The sequence below is a fragment of the Streptomyces sp. NPDC027185 genome, from assembly GCF_055567035.1.
Map to the genome: position 1 here is coordinate 1 of NZ_JBVHRF010000015.1, position 21,198 is coordinate 21,198.

General features: G+C 70.8%; 14 protein-coding genes and 2 pseudogenes. 10 read left to right on the forward strand and 6 right to left on the reverse strand.

Annotated features, from left to right (window positions below):
- A pseudogene (locus ACZ4M8_RS29815) lies at positions 1-292 on the forward strand (transposase); the annotation flags it as partial.
- A 25-nt stretch (positions 293-317) separates the two neighbouring features.
- Here ACZ4M8_RS29815 and ACZ4M8_RS29820 read toward each other — a convergent pair.
- The gene (locus ACZ4M8_RS29820; RefSeq protein ID WP_467613158.1) at positions 318-1,355 is read right to left on the reverse strand and encodes a C40 family peptidase; all 1,038 of its coding nucleotides are present in this window, start codon (positions 1,353-1,355) and stop codon (positions 318-320) included.
- Positions 1,356-1,929: 574 nt separating this feature from the next.
- On the opposite strand from ACZ4M8_RS29820, the gene ACZ4M8_RS29825 reads away from it, so the two are divergent.
- The 8 genes from ACZ4M8_RS29825 (at position 1,930) to ACZ4M8_RS29860 (ending at position 13,596) form a co-directional block, all read left to right on the forward strand.
- Positions 1,930-3,306: a serine hydrolase domain-containing protein gene (locus ACZ4M8_RS29825; RefSeq protein ID WP_467613161.1), complete on the forward strand. Its 1,377-nt coding sequence runs from the start codon at positions 1,930-1,932 to the stop codon at positions 3,304-3,306.
- The gene (locus ACZ4M8_RS29830) at positions 3,303-4,334 is read left to right on the forward strand and encodes a dipeptidase (RefSeq protein ID WP_467613163.1); all 1,032 of its coding nucleotides are present in this window, start codon (positions 3,303-3,305) and stop codon (positions 4,332-4,334) included. The genes ACZ4M8_RS29825 and ACZ4M8_RS29830 overlap by 4 nt, the downstream gene beginning before the upstream one ends.
- 178 nt (positions 4,335-4,512) lie before the next feature.
- The gene (locus ACZ4M8_RS29835; RefSeq protein ID WP_467613166.1) at positions 4,513-6,576 is read left to right on the forward strand and encodes a dipeptide ABC transporter ATP-binding protein; all 2,064 of its coding nucleotides are present in this window, start codon (positions 4,513-4,515) and stop codon (positions 6,574-6,576) included.
- Complete coding sequence (locus tag ACZ4M8_RS29840; protein ID WP_467613168.1) at positions 6,573-7,523, forward strand: ABC transporter permease; 951 nt, start codon at positions 6,573-6,575, stop codon at positions 7,521-7,523. Before ACZ4M8_RS29835 ends, ACZ4M8_RS29840 begins: the two co-directional genes overlap by 4 nt.
- Positions 7,524-7,543: 20 nt before the next feature.
- The gene (locus tag ACZ4M8_RS29845) at positions 7,544-8,401 is read left to right on the forward strand and encodes an ABC transporter permease (protein WP_467613171.1); all 858 of its coding nucleotides are present in this window, start codon (positions 7,544-7,546) and stop codon (positions 8,399-8,401) included.
- Between the two features lie 33 nt (positions 8,402-8,434).
- Entirely contained in the window at positions 8,435-10,294 is a 1,860-nt protein-coding gene (locus ACZ4M8_RS29850; RefSeq protein ID WP_467613173.1) for an ABC transporter substrate-binding protein, read from the forward strand.
- Positions 10,295-10,312: 18 nt separating this feature from the next.
- Positions 10,313-11,521, forward strand: coding sequence for an erythromycin esterase family protein (locus ACZ4M8_RS29855; RefSeq protein ID WP_467613176.1), 1,209 nt, complete (start codon positions 10,313-10,315; stop codon positions 11,519-11,521).
- Positions 11,518-13,596 carry a prolyl oligopeptidase family serine peptidase gene (locus ACZ4M8_RS29860; protein ID WP_467613179.1) on the forward strand — a complete coding sequence of 693 codons (2,079 nt, stop codon included), beginning with the start codon at positions 11,518-11,520 and terminating at the stop codon, positions 13,594-13,596. The genes ACZ4M8_RS29855 and ACZ4M8_RS29860 overlap by 4 nt, the downstream gene beginning before the upstream one ends.
- On the opposite strand, the gene ACZ4M8_RS29865 is transcribed toward ACZ4M8_RS29860, so the two are convergent.
- From ACZ4M8_RS29865 to ACZ4M8_RS29880, 4 genes are all read right to left on the reverse strand, one after another.
- Positions 13,574-15,217, reverse strand: a complete 1,644-nt coding sequence (locus ACZ4M8_RS29865; RefSeq protein WP_467613182.1) for a PucR family transcriptional regulator — start codon at positions 15,215-15,217, stop codon at positions 13,574-13,576. The two genes, ACZ4M8_RS29860 and ACZ4M8_RS29865, sit on opposite strands and share 23 nt — an antisense overlap.
- Positions 15,218-15,334: 117 nt before the next feature.
- The gene (gene menC, locus ACZ4M8_RS29870; protein WP_467613185.1) at positions 15,335-16,447 is read right to left on the reverse strand and encodes an o-succinylbenzoate synthase; all 1,113 of its coding nucleotides are present in this window, start codon (positions 16,445-16,447) and stop codon (positions 15,335-15,337) included.
- Positions 16,444-17,364 (reverse strand): GNAT family N-acetyltransferase, encoded by a 921-nt coding sequence (locus tag ACZ4M8_RS29875; protein ID WP_467613188.1) that lies wholly within the window; start codon positions 17,362-17,364, stop codon positions 16,444-16,446. Before ACZ4M8_RS29875 ends, menC begins: the two co-directional genes overlap by 4 nt.
- A 4-nt stretch (positions 17,365-17,368) precedes the next feature.
- Positions 17,369-18,604 (reverse strand): M20 family metallopeptidase, encoded by a 1,236-nt coding sequence (locus tag ACZ4M8_RS29880; RefSeq protein ID WP_467613191.1) that lies wholly within the window; start codon positions 18,602-18,604, stop codon positions 17,369-17,371.
- 638 nt (positions 18,605-19,242) lie between these two features.
- Between ACZ4M8_RS29880 and ACZ4M8_RS29885 the strand changes: the two are divergent.
- Positions 19,243-19,374, forward strand: a pseudogene (locus ACZ4M8_RS29885) (flavin reductase family protein); the annotation flags it as partial.
- Positions 19,375-20,894: 1,520 nt separating this feature from the next.
- Here the strand turns inward: ACZ4M8_RS29885 and ACZ4M8_RS29890 are convergent.
- Positions 20,895-21,198, reverse strand: a 304-nt coding sequence (locus tag ACZ4M8_RS29890; RefSeq protein ID WP_467613194.1) for a transposase, incomplete at its 5' end; no start/stop codon positions are given.

A 21,198-nucleotide genomic window follows, 5' to 3' on the forward strand; every position in this document is an offset into this window, starting at 1 on the left:
GGGTCGTCCGCGTCACCGGCCGGGCCGACTGTTCGCCGACCGCGGCTACGACTACGACAAATACCGCAGCCTTCTACGAGCCCGCGGCATCACACCGAAGATCGCCCGCAAAGGTACACCCCACGGCTCCGGCCTGGGCAAGACCCGCTGAGTCGTCGAGCGCGCCTTCGCCTGGCTCCACCAGTTCAAACGCCTGCGGATCCGCTACGAGATACGCGCCGGCCTCCACCTCGGCCTTCTCCAACTCGCCTGCAACATCATCTGCTTGAGACGACCCCGAACCTCATTCTGAAATGATCAGTGAGTGAGGGGGCGGGTCAGACGCGGACGCCGAACATGAACGGTCCGCCGATGGTCTCCATCGACTCGTACCGTACGACCGTGCCGGTGCGAGGGGCGTGCAGGATCTGTCCGTTGCCGGCGTAGAGGCCGACGTGGTGCAGGTCGTTGAAGAAGAAGACCAGGTCACCGACCTGGAGTTGGCTCCGGGTGAGGCGGGTGCCGACGCCTGCCTGTTCCTCGGAGGTGCGCGGAAGGTGGACGTCGGCCCGGGCGTAGGCCCAGGAGGTCAGGCCCGAGCAGTCGTAGGTGGCGAGGCCGGTGCCGCCGCGGAGGTACGGCTTGCCGAGCTGACTTCGGGCGGCGGCGAAAGCGGCGGCGGCCCGGCCGGAGGCGGCAGTGTCGTTGCCGAGCCGTACCTGCTCGGTGGCGGCGCGGCCGGCCTGCTGCTGTTCGTCGGCGAGGGCCGATTTCTCCTTGGCGGTCAGGGTGTCGAGGAGCCTTTGCGCCTCGGCGAGTTTGCCCTGGACCTCCTGCTTCTTCTTGTTCAGTTCGGTACGTGCGGTGGCGAGGTCCTTGAGCCTTCCGGAAGCCTTGGCGCGTGCCTGGATGATCTCCCGCTGTTTGTCCTGGATCTTCTTCAGGGCGGCAACCTGCTGTCCGCCCAACTGGTCAAGCCTGGCTGCCTTGTCCAGGTAGTCGTCCGGGGTGGACGACAAGAAGAGCTGCACCGAGGCGTCGATGCCCCCGGAGCGGTACTGCGCGCTCGCCAGCGAACCCAGGCCGTTGCGCATCGCGTTCAGCTCCTGCTGGCAGCGGGCGACACGGTCCTGGATCGAGGAGAGGTCCTTCTGCAGCCTCTGCCGCTCCTCGTTGGCCCCGTTGTACTTCTCGGTGGCCTGCTCCGCCTGTTCGTAGAGTCTGTCGACCGCCGCCTTGACCTCGTCCTTGCCGGGTTTCCGGCCGGGGGCGGCCTGGGCGGCCTGTGCGCTCAGCGCGACGGCAGCCGCCGCCGCGGTGCTCAGCACGGTGATACGCGTGCGGCCGGGCTGCTTGGGCCGACGATGGGATGCCACAGGGCGAACTCCTTGCTCCTTCAACCGCCGGCCAACTCGTCGGCGGACGGGCCCTTTCGCTGCCACTCCGTGCGAGTGGGCGAGGGACGGGGGGTGAGGCTTGACCCTAAAGAAATTCGTACGACTAGATCAATTATTTGGAGGGAAAGTCCCCTTTTCAGGGATCGCGGGCAAGGCCTCCACCAGGCCAGATGCTGCGCCGCCGAGGGCTTCACATCACCTCGCACGTGGAGTGCGTGGCTATTCTTGAGCCAACTGCAAAGGGCCCTGACCGGCTGTTTCCCTGGACTGCTCAGCTTCCCGAGCGGTTCGGCCCGTGGCAGACCGTCCACGGACGCCTGCCCGCTGGTCCGCCGCCGGCATCTTCGACCGCCTCCCGGCCACCGCTCGGAGCTGGTCGGAGGTCGCCGTCGACGAAGATCACCGCAAGGTGCGTCATCGATGGGTCGAGGGCGGCGTCCCGTCCAACTCGGTGGAGCGCACATTTCCCGGGCCACTCCCTGGTGGGGACGGACGAAAACCCGGGTTTCCGCAGGTCATATGCTCCCTGGCAATCGAGCAGGGGAGGGAAACCGTGCGGGAGTCTGCCGGGTCGGAGCGGGGCGATATCGGTGTGTGGCTGCGTGAGAGGCTGCCGGGGCTGATCGACGAGTGCCAGGTGCCGGGAGCCGCCGTGGCCGTGCAGGCCGAGGGCCGTTACGTGGAGGCTGCGGCCGGGGTGCTCAGTACGGGCACGGGGGTCCGGGCCACGGCGGACTCGCTGTTCCAGATCGGATCGATCACGAAGGTGGTGACCGCGACGCTGGTCATGCAGCTGGCCGAGGAGGGGCTGCTGGATCTGGACCTCCCTGTGGCAAATGTGCTGCCGGAGTTCCGGATCGCCGACGCGGAGGCGAGCCGCCGGGTCACGCCGCGCCAGTTGCTCAGCCACACCGCCGGGTTCGAGGGCGACATCTTCACCGACACCGGGAAGGGCGACGACTGCCTGGAGCGGTACGTGGGAGTGCTGCGGGACGTGCCACAGCTCTTCGCGCCGGGCGAGATGTTCTCGTACAACAACGCCGGGTACTGTCTGCTCGGCCGGATCGTGGAAGTCCTGCGGAAGCAGCCGTTCGATGTGTGCGCCCGCCGGTACGTATTCGGGCCGCTGGGGATGAGCCACGCGGCGAGCGATCCGTACGAGGCGATCGTGTACCGCACGGCCGTCGGGCACGTGGGGGAGCCGTTGGAGCCGACGCCGGTGTGGGCGCTGGCCCGTTCGAACGCGCCGGCCGGGTCGATGCTGGCGATGCGCGCCCGCGACCTGCTGGCCTTCGCCGGGATGCATCTCGCTGGGGGTGCGGGACCGGACGGCGGACGTCTGCTGCGTCCCGAGACCGTCCGGGCCATGCAGCAGCCGCACGTCACGCAGCCCGACATCGAGCAGGGCGCGGCCTGGGGGCTGGGCTGGGAACTCTTCGACCTGTCGGGACCCGCCGTCGTCGGGCATGACGGGAACACCATCGGCCAGTCGGCGTTCCTGCGTCTGGTACCGGAGCGGGACATCGCGGTGGCGGTGCTCACCAACGGCGGCCTGTCGCGGCGGCTCCACGCGCGGATCACCGAGCGGGTCCTGGGCGGAATCACGCTGCCCGTGCCGCTGGTCCCGGACCCGAACGCGCCCGTGCCGCACGCGTCCCGGTACACCGGCACCTATACGTCGAGCACCGCGCGGACCACGGTGAGCCAGGACGCGGCGGGACGGTTGTGGCTGGTGCGTCAGCCGCTGGGCGTCGCCGCGGACCTGGACGAACCGTCCTACCGCACGGAACTCGTCGGCCTGCGCGGCGACACCGTGATCCCGGTGGAACCGGAGCGCGGCAGCCACGCGCCGCTCGCCTTCCTCGGCGACGACGGCCACGGGCGCGCGCTGTACCTGCACAACGGCCGCGCCGAGCGGAGGACGCCGTGACGGACGACCTGCACCGACGCGCGGTCGTCGCCGACCTGCACAACGACCTGCTGTGTGCCGTGGCCGCCCGGCCCGTGGACCGCTGGGCGGCGTTCTTCCGGGAGCGCTGGCTGCCGCAGCTGCGCGCCGGGGGAGTGGACCTTCAGGCGCTGCCCGTGTTCGTCGAGGACGCGTACCGGCCCGAGGGGGCGCTGCGGCGCACGCTGCGGATGATCGAGGCGGCACACCGGCTGGCGGAGGGCAACCCCGACGCCGTCGCGCTGTGCCGGGACGGTGCGCAGATCGACCAGGCCCTGGCGCAGGGGCGGATCGCCCTTGTCCTTGCGCTGGAGAGCGCGCCTGGTGTCGGCGAGGACGTGGAACTCCTGGAGACGCTGTTCCGGCTCGGGGTGCGGATCGCCTCCCTGGCGCACTTCGGGCGCACCGCCCTGGCCGACGGCAGCGGCGAGGACGCGACGGGCGGGCGGCTGACCCGGGCCGGCATCGAGGCGCTGTCCGAGATGGAACGTCTCGGCATGCTCTTCGACATCAGCCATCTCGGGGCGGCCGGCGTCGAACACGTCCTGGAGCTGGCGTCACGGCCGGTGGTCGCGACACATTCCGGCGCGCGGGCCCTGTTCGACCACCACCGGAATCTGACGGATGAGCAGATCGGGGGAGTGGCCGAGGGCGGCGGAGTCGTGTGCGTGAACTTCTTCGCCCCCTATCTGCACGCGAGCGACTACCGCGTGGACCGGCTGGTCGACCACATCGAGCACATCGTCTCGGTGGCCGGAATCTCCCATGTCGGCCTCGGACCCGACTTCGTCAAGGAAGTACTCGCCGACACCATCCCGCCGTGCTGCGCTCTCGACTTCGTCCAGGGGGTGCCGGCCGACGCCTACCTGCCCGGACTGGAAGGGCCGGCCGGGCTCCCGCTGGTCACCGAGGCGCTGCAGCGGCGCGGCTGGGCCGAGCAGGACATCGTCGCGGTGCTCGGCGAGAACGTACGGCGTCTGCTGCGGGCGGAACTGGGTCGTCCGGCCTGACCGGTAGCACTTCGTGCGATCGGACCGGCGCACGCCCCCAGGTTCAGTGAAGCCGACGAACGACGTCTGGAACAGGTGTCTCAAAATCGTCGGGTGGTCGAGGAAGAGGAAAGGGAGGTGCCCCGTGCGCCCGAGCGACGGTGCGGAGAGCGCGCGTGAGTCCGCGGACAGTGGCCGCGTGCTGACGATCAGCGATCTGTCGGTGGAGATCCGGCGCGGCGACCGGACCGTCCGGCCGGTGTCCGGTGTGACGCTCTCCCTCGACCGGGGCGAGGCCCTCGGCATCGTCGGGGAGACCGGTTCGGGCAAGTCGATGACCGGCCTGGCGGTGATGGGGATGCTGCCGTCCGGCGGCCGGGTGACCGGCGGATCCGTCGACCTCGAAGGGACCGAACTGGTCGGGTTGCCGGCCGCCCCGTACCGGCAACTGCGGGGCAACGACATCGCGATGGTCTTCCAGGACTCGATGACGGCATTGAACCCCACCCGCAGCATCGGTGAGCAGATCGCCGAACCCCTGCGGTGGCACCGCGGCACGTCCCGGCGGGCCGCACGGGAACGGGCCGCGGAGATGCTCGGCCTGGTGGGAATACCGAGGCCCGTGGAGCGGCTCGACGACTATCCGCACCAGCTCTCCGGCGGCATGCGGCAGCGTGTGATGATCGCGATGGCCCTGGTGTGCGAGCCGAAGGTGGTCATCGCGGATGAGCCGACCACCGCGCTCGATGTGTCCGTCCAGGCGGAGATCCTCGACCTCCTGGACGAGCTGCGCTCGCGGCTCGGCATGGCGATGATCCTCATCACCCACGACATGGGCGTGATCGCCCGGCACGCCGACCGGGTGGGCGTGATGTACGCCGGGAGCCTGGCCGAGACCGGCCCCACCCCCGAGCTGTTCCGGCACACCCGGCACCGCTACACTCACGCGCTGCTGTCCTCGATCCCGTCACTCACCCAGGACCGGAACGAACGCCTCGCCAGCATTCCCGGAGCCCCACCGGACCTGGCCGCACCCACCCCGGGCTGTGCCTTTGCTCCGCGCTGCACGGCGGTCACCGAGCGGTGCCGTGAGAAGCGGCCGCCGCTCACCGCGGCGGAGAACGGGCACACCCACGTCTGCTGGCACCCGGTCGGGGAGGGGCAGGAGCGGCCTCGCGCCGCTGCTGCCGCCGTGTCCGTCCGCACACCCGCGGCCGTGCCTGCGCCGGAGCCCCGGCTTCGGGTCGCCGACCTCCGCCTGGAGTACCCCTTGGGCCGCCAGGGCCTCCTGGGGCGCCGCCGCACCGTCAAGGCGGTCTCCGGCGTGAGCTTCGACGTGGCGCCCGGCGAGACGTTCGGCCTGGTCGGGGAGTCGGGCTGCGGGAAGTCCTCGCTCGGCCGGATGCTCGTGGCGCTCACCCGGCCCACCGCGGGTGAGGTGATCTTCGAGGGTGCGCCGGTGACCCGGATGAGCACTCGCGAACTGGCGACCCGGCGCGCCAAGTTGCAGATGATGTTCCAGGACTCGAATGCCTCCCTTGACCCCCGGATGCGCATCGGCACCATCCTGCGTGAGCCCCTGGCGATCCAGGGCATCGGCGGCCGCGCCGCCCGGACCCGTGAACTCCTCGGCGACGTGGGCCTGCCCGCGAGCGTCCTCGAGCGCTACCCGCACGAACTGTCCGGCGGACAGCGTCAGCGGGTGGGCCTGGCCCGCGCTCTGGCCCTGGACCCCACGGTCCTGGTCGCGGACGAGCCGGTCAGCGCCCTTGACGTGTCCGTCCGCTCCCAGGTGCTCAACCTGATGCGCAGAGTCCAGCGAGAACGTGCCCTGAGCAGCGTGGTGATCTCCCACGACCTGGCCGTGGTGCGTTACCTGGCCGACCGGGTGGGCGTGATGTACCTCGGCAAGCTGGTCGAGACCGGCACGGCTGATGAGGTGTACGGGGCGCCTGCCCATCCCTATACCGCCGGTCTGCTCGCGGCCGTCCCCGAGGCCGACCCCGCCGCCCCGAAGCCGCCGGCCGGCACCCGGGTCCGCGGTGAACTGCCCAGTCCTGTTGCCCCGCCCAGCGGCTGCCGGTTCCGCACCCGGTGCGCACGGGCCACCGAGCTGTGCGCGGCGATGGAACCCGAACCGTCGTCCCTCGGCGGTACCCACCAGGTTGCCTGCCACCACCCCCTGTGGGAGTCGGAGAAGACCCCCGCAGCACTCCCAGGCACCAGGCCGACGACCCACCGGCGAGGAGAGGAACACGCATGACCTGGTACATCGTCCGGCGCCTGGCGATATCCGCCGTCGTTCTGCTGGGGATCTCCGCGATCGTCTTCTTCCTGCTGCACATGGTCTCCGAGGACCCGGGGCGAGTGGTCCTCGGGCAGCGGGCCTCGCCCGAGGCCGTCGCAGACTTCAACCGTGAGCACGGATTCGACCGTACCGTCATCGTCCAGTACCTCAGCTATCTGGACCAGCTCGCCCACGGCGACCTCGGCAGGTCGTACAAGTTGAACGAGAACGTGGCAACGGTCCTCGGGCAGCACGCGGCCCGCAGCGCGATGCTCTCGCTCGCCGGGCTGCTGCTCGCCCTGCTGATCGCCGTTCCGCTCGGGATCCTGCAGGCGGTCCGCAAGGGCAGGATCGTCGACCGGGCCACCACGGCCGTCTCCTACGTGCTGTACGCGACCCCGTCGTTCCTGCTGGGGCTCGTCCTGATCGCGGTGTTCAGCCAGGCCCTGCCGCTGTTCCCCGCCGAGGCATCGTCGTCGCACTCGGCGTGGGTGGTGTTCACCGACCCGAGGGCGATGGCCCTGCCGGTGATCACGCTCGCCGTCACCAGTGTCGCGATCTTCTCGCAGTACCAGCGTTCCTCGGCGCTCGAACAGCTCGGGCAGGACTACATCCGGGTGGCGCGGGCCAAGGGGCTCCCGGAGCGTCTCGTGCTCCGGCGGCATCTGCTGCGCAACGCCTGCCTGCCGCTGATCACCCTGGTCGGCACGCTCGTTCCGAGCCTGCTCGCCGGGAACCTGATCGTCGAATCGCTCTTCAATTACCCAGGTCTCGGGCTGCTGTTCCTCAACAGCCTCCACCAGGAGGACTACCCGGTGCTTCTCGCCTACACCTTGATCGGCGGCGCCCTCACCGTGGCCGGCAGCTTCGGCGCCGACCTTGCGGTGGCCGCCGCCGACCGCCGAATCGAGCTGGAGAAATGACCTCAACCCACGCTCCTGCCTTGACCGGTTCGGGGAAACGGTCCGGCGTGCAGCGCGCCCTCCGCACCGTGCGCCACCACCCTCTCGGACTCGTGGGCGGACTGCTCCTCGTCCTCGTCGTCGCTTTCTGCCTCCTCGGCCCCCTGCTCCACCGCACCAACCAGACCGACGTGGACCTGGTCAACGCCGCACTGCCGCCAAGCGTCGCGCATCCCCTCGGCACCGACCTCAAGGGCTTCGACGTGCTCGGCCGGCTGATGGCGGGCGGCCGTGTTTCCCTGCAGATCGGGCTGCTCTCGGCCGTGTTCGCCACCGTTGTCGGGACGGTCTACGGTGCCGTCGCCGGACTTGCCAGCGGTGTCGTCGACGGGTTCCTGATGCGGGTGGTCGACACCCTCCTCTCGATTCCCTTCCTCTTCTTCGTGCTGATCCTCTCGGCGCGGTTCCACGCGAACGCCGTCTCGCTGAGCCTGGTCATCGGCGCCTTCTCCTGGCTGGTTTCTGCCCGCCTGGTACGCGGCGAGGTCCTGACCCTGCGGGTGCGGGAGTTCGTCCTGGCAGCACGGGTGATGGGCGCCTCCCGCCGCCGGCTCCTCCTCACCCACCTCGTCCCCAACGCGCTCAGTGTGATCGTCGTCGTGATCACCTTCCAGGTCGCCGATGCGATCCTGGTCGTCGCCGCCCTCGGCTTCCTGGGCTTCGGCCTGACGTACCCGACCGCCGACTGGGGAAGCCAGCTCGCCGATGGCGCGACGTACCTCTCGGCCGGCTACTGGTGGCTGGTCTACCCCGTCGGCCTGTGCATCGTTCTCACCGTCCTCGGGCTCAACCTCCTGGCCGACGCGCTGCGCGACGCCCTCGGCCGCCGTGCCGGCTGAACCACCCCGTCCACTCTTCGCAGGGAGCCACCCATGACACATCTGCCCGGCACGGCGCGGGGACGTCGCCTCGCGGTGCTCGTCGCCGTCCTTGCCCTTCTCGTCACGGCCTGTGGCGGCGGCGACCTGGCGAAGGCCCTCCGGGGCGGCTACCGGACGCTGCCCAGGGAATCCGGCAGCCCCAAGGACGGAGGCACGGCCACCGTTGCGCTGACCCCGGGCCTCACTCCGAACTACATCTATCCGTATCCGCCGGCCTCCGCCAACGGCACCGCCATCGCAAAGGGGGTCCTCTGGCGCTCCCTCTACCGCCCCAGCGGCGAGGGCGACCAGGTGATGGACGCCTCGCTGAGCCTGGCCAAACCGCCGCGGTACGGTGACGACCGGCGGACGGCGACCATCGAGATGAAGAACTACGAGTGGTCCAACGGCCGGCCGGTCACCGCCGCCGACGTCGTCTTCTCACTGGCCCTGCTCAAGGCGGCAATCAAGGAGAGCCCGGCCAACTGGAGCTTCTACACCCCCGGCCAGTTTCCCGATGGCGTGACGATGAAGGCGACCTCGTCCCGCCGGCTCACGCTGATGACGGAGACGGCCTACAACCCGTCCTATCTGATGTCCATGCTGACTCTGCTGTACGTGATGCCCGCCAAGGAGTGGAGCATCGCCCGCACCGGAGGACCGCACCTGGACTACACGCGGCCGAAGAACGCCGCGGCCGTCTACCGCTACCTCACCAAGCAGTCGGAGGCCCCGGCCACCTTCGCCGGGAACCCGCTGTGGCAGATCGTCAACGGCCCGTACCGGCTCAAGAGGTTCGACCCCACCACCGGCTCGTACTCCCTGGTCCCCAACCGGAACTACAGCGGCCCCGGTGACGCGCGCCTGGACTGGGTCGACTTCAAGTCATTCACCTCCGCCTCGGCCGTCCTCAACCAGTTCAAGGCCGGAAACCTGACCGTGGGGACGCTGGACTCCAGCTTCATCATGCAGATCGGCGCGCTGAAGAAGCAGGGCTACCACGTGTACGGCACCGCGGCCCCCGCCCGTTTCGACCCGCTGACCCTCAACTTCGAGGACACCACCGGCAACTTCGACAAGGTGATCGCGCAGCGGTACGTGCGACAGGCTCTGCAGCACCTCATCGACCAGGACGGCTACGTCCGCAGCCGCGGCGTGTACAGCGGGGCTGCCTCCGTCAACCATAGCCCCGCGGGCAGCGGCTCCCCCTATCCGCCGGCCTTCGGGCACAAAGCGCCCTACCCGTACGACCCGGCCGCCGCGAAGATGCTGCTCACCGGCCACGGCTGGAAGGTGGCACCGGGCGGCACCACCACCTGCGTCCGCCCGGGGACCGGTGGGGACGAGTGCGGGGCCGGAATCCCGCGCGGGCAGGCGATCGATTTCACGCTGGCCTCCGCGAGCACTCCGGCCTACGTGGGTGCCCGGGACACCGCGTTCGCCTCGGAGGCGAAGAAACTCGGCATCAGGATCACGCTGGAGACCAAGTCGCTCAACTACCTGTACAGCAACTACGGCAACTCCTTCGCGCCCGCCAACAAGGACAGGTGGGCCGCGCAGGACTACGGGCCGCTGTACCTGGCGGCCGGTTATCCGAGCAGCAACACCGTGTTCAACACCGGGGGCAGCTTCAACCTCGGCGGATACCGGGACGCCGAGGCGGACAAGTTGATCAACGCGTCGACCTTCGGAGCGGACTCCGGTGCCCTGGCGGACGAGGTGACCTACCTCGGCAAGGACCTCCCCGTGCTCTACTTCCCCACCCCGCACACGCTCGTGGTGTGGAAGGACTCCCTCTCCGGGCCGCCCGCGTCGTTCCAGTCGCTGCTGACTTTCCTGTACACGCCGGAACTCTGGTACTTCCACCGCTGACGAAGGGGGCCGGTCATCATGAACACGCAGAGGGAAGGGCCGGGCAGGCCGCTCGGCAAGGCGGTGAGTCCGTCCGATGTGACGCGGCTGCGTGAAATCGTAGGTGACGCACGGGTGGTGGCGCTCGGTGAGGGCGGTCACCACATCACCGAGTTCTACGGGCTCAGGGACCAGCTGTTCCGGTATCTGGTGCGGGAGTGCGGGTTCACCGGGCTCGTCCTGGAGTCCGGATTCGCGGAGGGGCTCGGCGTCGACGCCTGGGTGCACGGCGGACCAGGGCGCGTGCAGGACGTCGGCAGGACAGGCATCACCTACGGCTTCGGGGAGTGCGAGCCGATGCGGCGCCAGCTGCGCTGGATGCGGCGGCACAACACCACCGGGGAAGGGACGGTCTCCTTCTACGGGATGGACCTGCCGGGATCGTCCACCTCACCGCTGTCCGCGGTCCGCGCCTGCCTCGACCGGCTGCCCGCAGAGCCCGGAGACGCGGAACTGCTGGCGCTGAGCGACCTGGGGGAGCGGTCGCGGGCGGCGGTCCGGTACGCGGCGATGAACTCCGCGGAACGAGCCCGGCTGCTCGACGGCCTGCAGCGGATGGCACACCGTGCCTGCCGGCACGGCTCCGGCGTCCTCGCGCAGTGCGGGGCCTCGCTGGAAGCCTTCGCGGCCGAGCTGGCCGGGGCGCCCCCTCCCGGACTTCCTTATCCACGCGAGGAGTTCATGGCTCGGAGCGTGCGCTGGGTCCTGGAGCGTGAACAGCGTGTCGTGGTGAGCGCCCACAACTCCCATGTGCGCCGTACACCGTTCCACGGCCGCCCCACCCTGGGCAGCCTCCTCGCACCCACGCTGGGAGCGGACCTCGTTGTGGTCGGCATGACGTACGGATCCGGGCCGGAGGTCCGGTTCACCCAGCGTTCCCCACGCCCCTTCGACTGCGACGTCACACTCGGCCGGCGGGCCCTCGTCCCTGTGAGTGTCGAGTCCCGCCTGCAACACCTTGCGCCCCGGGTGGCCCTCCTCACCCCGCGTGACGCGCCCCCCGGGTTCTTCGACGGCGTGCACGGCACCCTTGCCGGCGGCGGGCTCGATCCGGTGGATGACTTCCCGGCCGCCTACGACGCGCTGCTCCACTTCCGCCGGGTGAGCCGGATCCCCGGCGCGTTCGAGAGGACCCGCGCCGAATTCGCGGACGCCCGTTCCGCGCAGCACGAGGAGGCACCCCGGTGAACAGCAGCAGCCCGCTCCGGCCCGCACGGACCGTCGACGCCTTCGAGGAGGTCGCGGAGCTCCGAGTGCCCGACCCCTACCGGTGGCTGGAGGAGGAGACGGACGAGGTGCGGCAATGGCAGCGGGAACAGGCCCGGCTCGCCACGTCGACCGCCTACCGGAACCAGGACCCGGCCGCCGTACACAAGCTGATCGAGACCTACGACGCGGGCGCCCGGCCCCTGCTGCCACGCCACGCGTCGGGCCGCTGGTTCCGCGCGGAGGGGTCCGCCCTCGTCGTGGCCGCGGAACCGTACGGCCCAGGCCGTACGGTCGTCGACCTCGCCGCGTTCGGGCCCGCTGTGCTGTCGTGGTTCGCGCCCTCCCCGGACGGCCGGGTGCTTGCGCTCGGCGTCTGCACCGACGGCAGCGAGCACAACACCGTGCGGCTCGTCGAGGCGGACTCGGGGCGCCTGCTCGACGGCGCGCCGCCGCAGGTCCTGCACAGCGCCTGGGCCGGCGGGGTCTCCTGGCTGCCGGACAGCAGCGGCTTCTACTTCTTCGCCCTGACCGGCACTCCGCAGGAGTTCCGGCAGGCCGTGTACCTGCACCGGCTCGCCACGGCAGACCGCGCGGCCGCGACGGCGATGGAGCCGGTACCGGTGGGCGCGGGCTCCCGCGAGTACACCCTCGTGCAGCTCTCCGCCGACGGCCGCTGGGCCGTCGCCAGCCACCGGGTGGGCAGCCCCGTCCCGGTCGCCGTACGCGACCTGACCCGTCCCGGCTCCCCGTGGCGGCCCTTCCTCACCGACTGCGCCGGAACCGTCGCCGGGCACATCGTCGGCGACCGCTACATCGCGGTCACCGACGTGGACGCACCGCGCGGACGGGTCGTCGCCCTCGCCCTCGACGCCACCGATCCCCACGATCTCTCCACCTGGACGGAGTTGGTGCCCGAGGGTGAGACGGTGCTGCGGTCGCTGACCCCGGTCGGCGCACACCTCTACCTCAGCGAGTTCGACCGGACCCACGCCCGGGTGCGCGTCATCGACCACGACGGCGTTGTCACCGGAGAGGTGCCGTTGCCGGGGAAGGGCGCGCTGTCCGCCCCGTTCTTCGCCCTGACCGGGCTGGCCGTGGGCCCGCCCACGGACGACTTCGTGTTCGCGTTCTCCACCCTGACCAGCTCCTGGGGCGTCTACCGGCATCGGCCGGGGGAGTCCAGCGTCGAGACGCTGTCCGCACCCGCGGTTACCCTCGTCGCCGAGGTCACGTACGAACATGCCATCGCCGCCGACGGCACGGAGATCCCGTACCACGTGGTGCGTCCAGCGGGCAACCGTCCGGACGGGCCCGCGCCGACCCTGATCTCCGCGTACGGGGCGGCCAACGTACCGCTGCTGCCGCAGTACCAGCCGGAGATGGCCGCGTTCGTCGCAGCGGGCGGCGTCCTCGTCCAGGCGCACCTGCGCGGCGGCGGCGAGTTCGGCCGGGACTGGCACCTGGCCGCGCACCGGGAACACAAGCAGGTACGCGACCAGGACCTGGTCGCGGTGGCGGAGCACCTGATCGGCTCCGGGCTCACGGCGCCCGGCCGGCTCACCCTGTCCGGCGGCTCGGACGGCGGCCTCATGTGCGGGATCGCCGTCACTGGGCGCCCCGACCTGTGGTGCGCCGTGCTGCCGCGGGCCCCGCTCCTCGACCTCGTCGGCGGCATCCGCGACCCCTACCTGAACTTCGTGATCCGCAAAGCGTGGGCCGATCCCGACGACCCCGGCGACATCCGGCGCCTACTGGGCCTCTCGCCCTACCACCTGATCGAACCCGGCGACTTCCCCGCCGTTTACGTCCAGGCCGGGGCGGCCGATCCGCGGTGCGCGCCGTGGCATGCGCGCAAGTTCACGGCACGGCTGCAGGCGGCGCAGCGGGGGGACGCACCGATCGTGCTGCACGTCTTCGACAAGGCGGGACACGGCGCGGCCACCTCGCCCGAGGTCGCCGCCGCACAGGACGCCGAATGGCTGGCCTTCCTGATCGGAGTCCTCGACCTGGAGGGCCCGGCCGCGGGCCCGCTCAGCGGCCCGGAGCGTCCCTGAGCGCCATCAGGTGCAGCTGGAGCATGGCCGACAGGCGCGCGGAGCGGTCGGTGAGGTCGATCCGGCCCACCTCGGCCGCCCGTCGCAGGCGGTAGCGGAACGTGTTGGGGTGGACGAACATCGCGGCCGCCGCCGTCGCGACGTCGCCGAACGCGTCGAGCCAGTGGCGCAGCGTCTCCAGGAGGTTCGTCTCGTGCGCCGCGTCGTAGGCGATGACGCGGGCGACGGCACCGCTCGGCAGATCACCCCGCGGGACGAGGTCGGCGAGTTCGCAGAGCAGCGCCTCGACATGGACGTCGTCCAGACGGGCGACCTGCTGCCCCGGGCTGCCCGAGCGGAGCACCCGCAGGGCCCGCTCGGCGCCGGTCCGTGAGCGGGCGAGCGCCGACGCATCATCCGCGTAGGGGCCCACACCGATCAGCGGGCGCAGCGGTGAGCCCACCCGGGCCAGGAACTCGGTGGCGATCCTGGCTGCCCGCTCCTCGGCCTCGTGCCGGCCCTGCGACAGCTGCGGTAGGACGCCGTAGGAGATGTCGCCGATCAGCGCCGCGGTGGCGCGCGGATGGACCGCGGCCAGGTGCATGTCGAAGGCGTCGGCGAGGCGTTTGCGTTCGGTGGCCGTGCGCGCGGGCAACCGGTGCTCGCCCCCGGCGTCCACGACGGTGAGCGCGAGCACCACGGATGGCTCGTCCTTCAGACCGAGCCGGCGGATCGCCTCCGGGGTCCCCGGGCCGCTCTCCAGCGCGGTGGCGAGCAGCTCCGCCCGTTTTCGCCGCTCCATGTCCGCGTCGGCACGCTGCCACACCATGTGCATCGCCACCAGCTTCGACGCCTCGTAGAGCACCTCGCTGCGGTCCTCGCTCAACGGCTCGGACACCACCACCCAGATCGTGCCGAGGATCTCGTCCCCGGCCCGTACCGCGATCGCGGCGCGGGGCAGCTCACGCGGCCGGCCCGGCCCCTCGGGCTCGGGCAGCTCAGCGACGTGCACCGGACGTTCGCTGCGGTAGATCGCCTGGAACACGCCGCGCTCCTTGAGGATGCGGGTGTAGTGCTCGGGGACCTGACGGCCCAAGATCGTCTGGACCCGCGAGTGGTCCACGTCCTCCTGACGGCTGGAGAACGCGAGCAGCCGTGAGTTGCGGTCCTCGATGGTGACGGGGGCGTCGAGCAGCGCCGCGATGGCGTTGGCGACGGCGAACAGGTCACCGGACTCGATCCGGCCCCCCGCCGGGCCCTCGGGGCCGTCGCTGGTGAGGGTGCGCAGCATCCCCGCCAGATGGGTCCAGGAGGCGCCGCGCGTGAAGGCGAGCAGCACCACGCCCGACGACGCGGCGGCCTTCGCCAGCACGTCGTCGGCGACGACGGGCGCGCGTACCACGAGGGCCACGGCGCCGCGCTCGCCGAGCCGGGTGAGGACGCGGGCGATGTCGTCCGGCTCGTGCAGGGCGACGCCGAGGACCAGGGCCCGGTCCGGGAGCTCGGGTTCGTCGAGCGGATCATGAATGACGACCCCGCCGATGTCACCGGCGCGTTCGGCGTCGCCGCAGATGACGTCGAGCAGGGTGGAGCCGAGCTCCTCGAGCACCCGTCCGAGGCCGGCACGGGGGGGTCTGGTCATAGAGATGAGCACAGCGCAGAACATAGCGCGGGGCCGTGCGACCGGAGTTCGTCGTACATGACGAAAGGATGCCATCCGCTCCGTCCGTCCGGACGTACCGGATGGCACTTCGCCGGCTCAAGAGGCCGGCAGCGGGAGCCAGGTCGTCGAGGTGGTCACCTCAGGCAGGACCTCGGGGAGCGGGGAGACGCCGAGGCCCGGGCCGGTCGGCACCGTGAGATGGCCGTCAGCCAGGCGGAACGGTTCCGTGAGGTCGGTGCGGTAGTAGCGGTCGGAGGCCGAGGTGTCGCCGGGCAGGGCGAAGCCGGGCAGCGAGGCGAGCGCCACGTTCGCGGCGCGGCCGAGGCCGGTCTCCAGCATGCCGCCGCACCAGACGGGCAGGTCGTGCGCCGCGCACACGTCGTGGATCCGGCGGGCCTCCAGGTAGCCGCCCACCCGGCCCGGCTTGATATTGACCACCTGGCACGCGCCCAGGGTGAGGGCGGTCGCGGCGGCGCGGGCCGAGACGATCGATTCGTCGAGACAGATCGGGGTGCTGATCCGCCGGGCCAGTTCCGCGTGGCCGAGCAGATCGTCCTCGGCCAGCGGCTGCTCCAGCATCAGCAGGCCGAAAGCGTCGAGCCGGGCCAGATGACGGGCGTCGCCCAGCCGGTAGGCCGCGTTGGCGTCCACCTGTAGCGGGATGTCGCCGAACCGTTCGCGTACGGCGCACACCGGCTCGACGTCCCAGCCCGGTTCGATCTTCAGCTTGATCCGCAGATAGCCGGCCTCCAGATACCCGCCGACGACGTCGAGCAGCGCCGGAACCGACTCGGTGATCCCCACCGACACCCCGCACGGCACCCGGTCGCGGACCCCACCCAGCGCCTCGGCGAAGGACACCCCACGGGCCCTCAGCTCCGCGTCCAGCACCGCCGTCTCCAGCGCGGCCTTCGCCATCCGATGCCCCTTGAACGCCGCGAGCGCCGGGGCCACCCGGTGCGCGGCGAGATCCGGCACCACGCCGAGTGCCGGGACCAGGAAGCGGCCGAGCACGTCCGCCGCACCGTGGGTGTACTGCGAGGAGTACAGCGGAGCCGTGCCTGCCCCGCACTCGCCCCAGCCCTCGGACTCCGCGCCGACCACCCGCACCAGCAGCGCCTCGCGCACGGTCTCGGTGCCGAAGGACGTGCGGAACGGGGTGACCAGGGGCACCTCGACGGTGCGCAGCTCCACTCCGTCGATCTTCATGCCGTCTCCTGTGAGGTGTCGTCGCGGTCCACCAGATACCAGCCCGCCGGATCGAACCCGCGGACCCGCCCACCGTCGGCAAGCAGCCCGCCCAACACGTCACGTACCGCGCCGCGCCAACTAGCCGCGCAGGCCGGATTGCTCTCCCGCAGCCCTTCGACGTCCTCAGGGACGGCCACCAGGACGGTCCGTGCCCTGTGCGCGGTGCGTGCCTCCGACGGCCCGCCGCCGGGGGAGACCCCGAGCACGACGGCCGCCCCCCGGGCCAGCGCCGCCCGCGCGTCAACCCGCCGCGGCTGGCCGGCGCAGGCTGCCGCGGTGTCCGGCACGGCCAGCGTCCACCGCACCAGGATCCGGTCGCTGTGGTCGCTCCGGTTGATCCTGTCGTCGATCGGCCCGTAGAAGTCCGGGAGGTATTCGGCCGGTTCGGCGGCCAGCTTGGCGAGGTTGAAGTACGCGTTGCGCCGCACGAGCGGGTCGTACGTCCAGCAGATCTCGCCCGCCCCCTGGGTCAACGCCCAGGCCCGCTGGTGCAGTTTCAGGGCGAAGCCGATGTTGCGCCGCCGGGCACCGGGCAGCACCCCGGCGATGTGACTGTGCAGGGCGCCGTGTGCCGGCGGCGAGAAGAATCCGAAGCAGGAGCCGACCAGTTCGCCCCCGCGGTAGGCGCCGCTGATGTAACTGCCGGCCTTCGCCAGGGCCCGCAGCAGGTCGGCCGTCACCACCGGACTGCTCTCGCCGGTTCGCCAGATCCGCTCGTACAGGCGCCGGACGGCTTCCAGGTCGGCGACGCTGTCCAAGGTTCGGATGCCGACACCGGCGGTGCGCGCGACGGCGTCGGCCACGGCGTACGCGGCGGCGGGGAGTGGAGAAGAGGGCGCGGTGCGGTCGTGCAGAAGGTCACTCACGTCGGTCATGGTTTCAGCCCCGTTCGTCCGGCAGCTGGTGCGGACGCACAGGATCGCCCTGGCCGCCTGGTGTGCCCGGACAGCCGTCCGGCTCCCGCAGCAGCTCCGCCACCAGCGCCGTGAGCAGCCGCGTGCGCGGCACCAACTCCGCCACCAGCACGTGCTCGTCCTCGGCGTGCGCGCCGCCGCCGACCGCGCCCAGACCGTCGAGGGTGGGGGTACCCACGCCCGCGGTGAAGTTCCCGTCCGAGGCGCCTCCGACGGCCACCTCGGTGAGTGGCGCCAGCCCGAGTTCCCGCGCGATCCGGCCTGCCCGGTCGAACAAGGGCTGCGAAGCCTCCAGCGGCGGACGGTTCGGGCCGCCGCGCACCTCCACCGCCGCGCCGGGCAGCCGGGCCCGCAGGCTGCGCATCGCACGGTCCACCCGGTCCTGCTCGGCGGTGTCCCAGACCCGGACGTCGACGTCGAAACGGGCCGACGCGGGCACGGTGTTGTTCGTGGTGCCCGCGGCCATACAGGTCGGCGTGACGGTCGTCCCGAGTTCCGGGTCCCCCGTCCCGGCCACTGCCATGACCTGGTGGGCGGCCTCGACCGTCGCGTTCACACCACATTCCGGTTCGAGCCCGGAATGAGCGGCCCGCCCGCGCACCAGCACCTCGTAGCGTGAGACCCCCTTGCGCCGGGTCTTCAGCGCTCCCCCCGGCCCCGCGGCCTCGAGCACGAGCGCGGCCGTACAGCCGCGGGCCTCCCGCTCGATCAGCTCCCTGGACGTGGGCGAGCCCGGCTCCTCGTCGCCGGTGACGAGCAGGGAGACACCGTCCAGCGGGTGCGCGGAGCCGGATTGGCCCGGGTGTGCCCCGGCCAGCGCCGCCAGTGCGTGGAACGCCATGGACAGGCCCGCCTTCATGTCGAAACAACCGGGGCCCCGCAGCACGCCGTCCCGGACCTCGAAGGGACGGCCGTCCAGCGATCCGACGGGCCAGACCGTGTCGTGATGCCCCAGGAGCAGGACGCGCGGGGTGCCGCCGAAGCGCCACCGCAGGTGGGTCCGGCCGTCGATGACGACGCGCTCGGCCTCGGCCCCGATCCGGGCGGCCCCGACCCGGGCCACGGTCTCCGCGCTCCGGGCCACGGCCGTCAGGTCGTCGGAGGGCGACTCGCACCGCACGAGCCGCTCGATGTCGGCGAGCAGCGCGGCCTCCTGCTCATCGGCCTCAACGACGTTGTTTCGTAGGGCATTTTGGTTCACTACGGCTTGGCGATCGGGCACAGTTGAGCCTTTGGTCGACGGATTTGTTCCAGCATCGTGAGCTGGGTCCTGCCGTGAGCTGTCCGTTAGGCCAAGAACGGGGTGCCGCGTCGGGCCGCGCCGATGAAACCCCGCAGAGCGCCACCCGCGCCCGGGGTTCTGGAAGAGGTGATCCGGCCTTGGACCTCGCCGTCCTGGGCGGCGGAGAGATGCTGGCGGGCGACGCGCGTGTGGTGTCTTCGGAGGACTTCAGGGCCGGGCCATCACGCACATCATGCGGACCATGTGCCGGCCGTTGTCATTGATCAGGTTCATGCGGCCGCCGGTGGCCCCGGTGGCGGGGCGTTGGACGTGCTCGACCGGTCCATGAGGTCTTCGAGGTCACGTGGCTGATGGGCGGGCCGGTCGAGGCCGTAGAAGATGACGCCGCCGATGACGCCGAGGGTGACCTGTCCGCCGCGGGCGTGGGCGGGGACTTCGAAGTCCCCGCAGACGGTGGGGAGGGCGGTGGCCGGTGCGGTGTCGGCCCCTGGTGCTCGATGGTCCTGATACCAGGCACTTTCCGTTGAACTCCGCGGTGGGGTGGTGCCGTGGATCCTTCGTAGAATCCACGGTTTCGCTCATGGATGCTGATCCTCATGCGTGTTGACTTCGACCCTGCCGAAATGCCCCGCACCGACTTCTACCAGCTGCTGACCGCCACGGTCGTCCCTCGTCCCATCGCCTGGGTGTCGACGGTTACCGAGGACAGCAGCGCCGAACCTGACCCCTGCGTGGTTCTGAGGGAAGCGGTATCGGCTGAGGGGGACGTTAGCCCTGGTCAGCGGGGTGGTGCAAGGGGCGGGGGAGTAGTGGGCAGATGGTGCTGCGCGAGCGGGCTGGCGTTTCATGAGCCATCTGCCCGGTGACGCTGCCTGTCACCGCCTGGCAAGGCGCCCTTCGGGGGAGCGGCAGGCGGTTTTTGGTGTCTTTGGGCGCCCACAGGATCTTCGTCTGCTGGTGATACAGGTAGTTCACTGATTCTGACCTGCCGAAATGACGGTGAGTGGCGCGATGGCCTCATGAGAGCATTCTGTTAGCTCCCCATCAGCCCTCAGACGACGAGAGCATTCGCTCCCCAGGGGGACCGCTCCACACCGCCCGCTTGACCCTCCGCGCCGCAGCGCCGCATCAGCACACCGACAGCGTCACCACGCAGCGCGCTCCTGCGCGAAGAATGCTCCGCACGCCGTGCAGCGGACACTGCCACGGCACCACACCGAGCGCCGATGCCCGGCAAACCAGCCGCTCGCGAAACCGTGCCTTTCCGCGAGAGACGGGCCGCCGTCCGGGAGGACGCCGCTGCTTCCCTCGCTTGGAGCACTGCGCATACTCCTGCCGTCTCATTGAGTAGCCGAACGGGTCCGCCCCGGGTCCCGAACAGGAAGTGCTGCCATGGCAGTCAGCCGCACGAGGAAAAAGAAGAACCGGAACCGGGCCAACCCCGTCTGGGAGGGACAGAGCGTCTACGGCTTGGAGACGGAGGCTGGCGCAGACGAGGGCCCACACACAAGAACATGGTGGCCGGGCGCCGGGCGGCCGAAGCCTACCGGGTGGTTCGAGCGAAATGTCGGGGCGTCGGTTCGCGTACGGGAAGCGCTGCCCGACGGGCACGACCATCGCGCGTTCGGGCCCGAGCCCCTTGGCCCGAACCAGAAGATCGCCGTGGTGGTGCAGGTCGCCCCAGGCCGCCGCACCTGTATCCCGTTCAAGGCCGTCACCACCCCGACGGTCGACGCGGCGCTCTCTCCCCCCAACAACTAGAGGAAATTCGGGCGAAATGGGAAAGAGGTGACCAATCGGCGCCCCTGACTAGCCAGCACGGTCTGACCATCGGCATCGGCATGCTCGGCCTGGTGCGCGCTCTCGCAGCGCAGGGCTGACACGGCCCCGCGACAAACAGAGTCTTCTCGACTCAGACGATGCCGAGAGCCGATGGTGCCGCGGGCACGGTGACGAGGTTCCGGGCGCGTCACGGCAAGTCCTGAGCGAACCCAGGCATCGAGCGGCCAGCAACAAGGTAGCCGCCGTGGGACCTGCGTGCCCGGAATGGAGAATGAGTCGGCCCGGCGATCGGCTGACGGGATCAGAGGGCTGGGCCCAGAAGGCCGTCACCGACCGGACGTTCCGCACGCGCAATACCGGCGCAGCGACGAAGCTCCCGGCCCTGTATGCCGTAGCTCATGTTCGACCCGACGGCCACCTCGGCCACGCGCAAGCCGCGTTCCACGATGAGGAGAAGTGCAGTGCCTCACTGTTCATTTCGGAATGGGGTTCGGGTTCGTCTCAAGCAGATGATGTTGCAGGCGAGTTGGCGGAGGCCGAGGTGGAGGCCGGCGCGTATCTCGTAGCGGATCCGCAGGCGTTTGAACTGGTGGAGCCAGGCGAAGGTGCGCTCGACGGCCCAGCGGGTCTTGCCCAGGCCGGAGCCGTGGGGTGTGCCTTTGCGGGCGGTCTTCGGTGTGATGCCGCGGGCTCGTGGAAGGCTGCGGTATTTGTCGTAGTCGTAGCCGCGGTCGGCGAACAGTCGGCCCGGCCGGTGACGCGGACGCCCT

Bases quoted from the DNA above. Each gene is read 5' to 3' on its own strand.
- ACZ4M8_RS29840 (WP_467613168.1), top strand. From the start codon at position 6,573: ATGACCTGGTACATCGTCCGGCGCCTGGCGATATCCGCCGTCGTTCTG.
- ACZ4M8_RS29850 (WP_467613173.1), top strand. From the start codon at position 8,435: ATGACACATCTGCCCGGCACGGCGCGGGGACGTCGCCTCGCGGTGCTC.
- ACZ4M8_RS29855 (WP_467613176.1), top strand. From the start codon at position 10,313: ATGAACACGCAGAGGGAAGGGCCGGGCAGGCCGCTCGGCAAGGCGGTG.
- ACZ4M8_RS29865 (WP_467613182.1), bottom strand. From the start codon at position 15,217: ATGACCAGACCCCCCCGTGCCGGCCTCGGACGGGTGCTCGAGGAGCTC.
- menC (WP_467613185.1), bottom strand. From the start codon at position 16,447: ATGAAGATCGACGGAGTGGAGCTGCGCACCGTCGAGGTGCCCCTGGTC.
- ACZ4M8_RS29875 (WP_467613188.1), bottom strand. From the start codon at position 17,364: ATGACCGACGTGAGTGACCTTCTGCACGACCGCACCGCGCCCTCTTCT.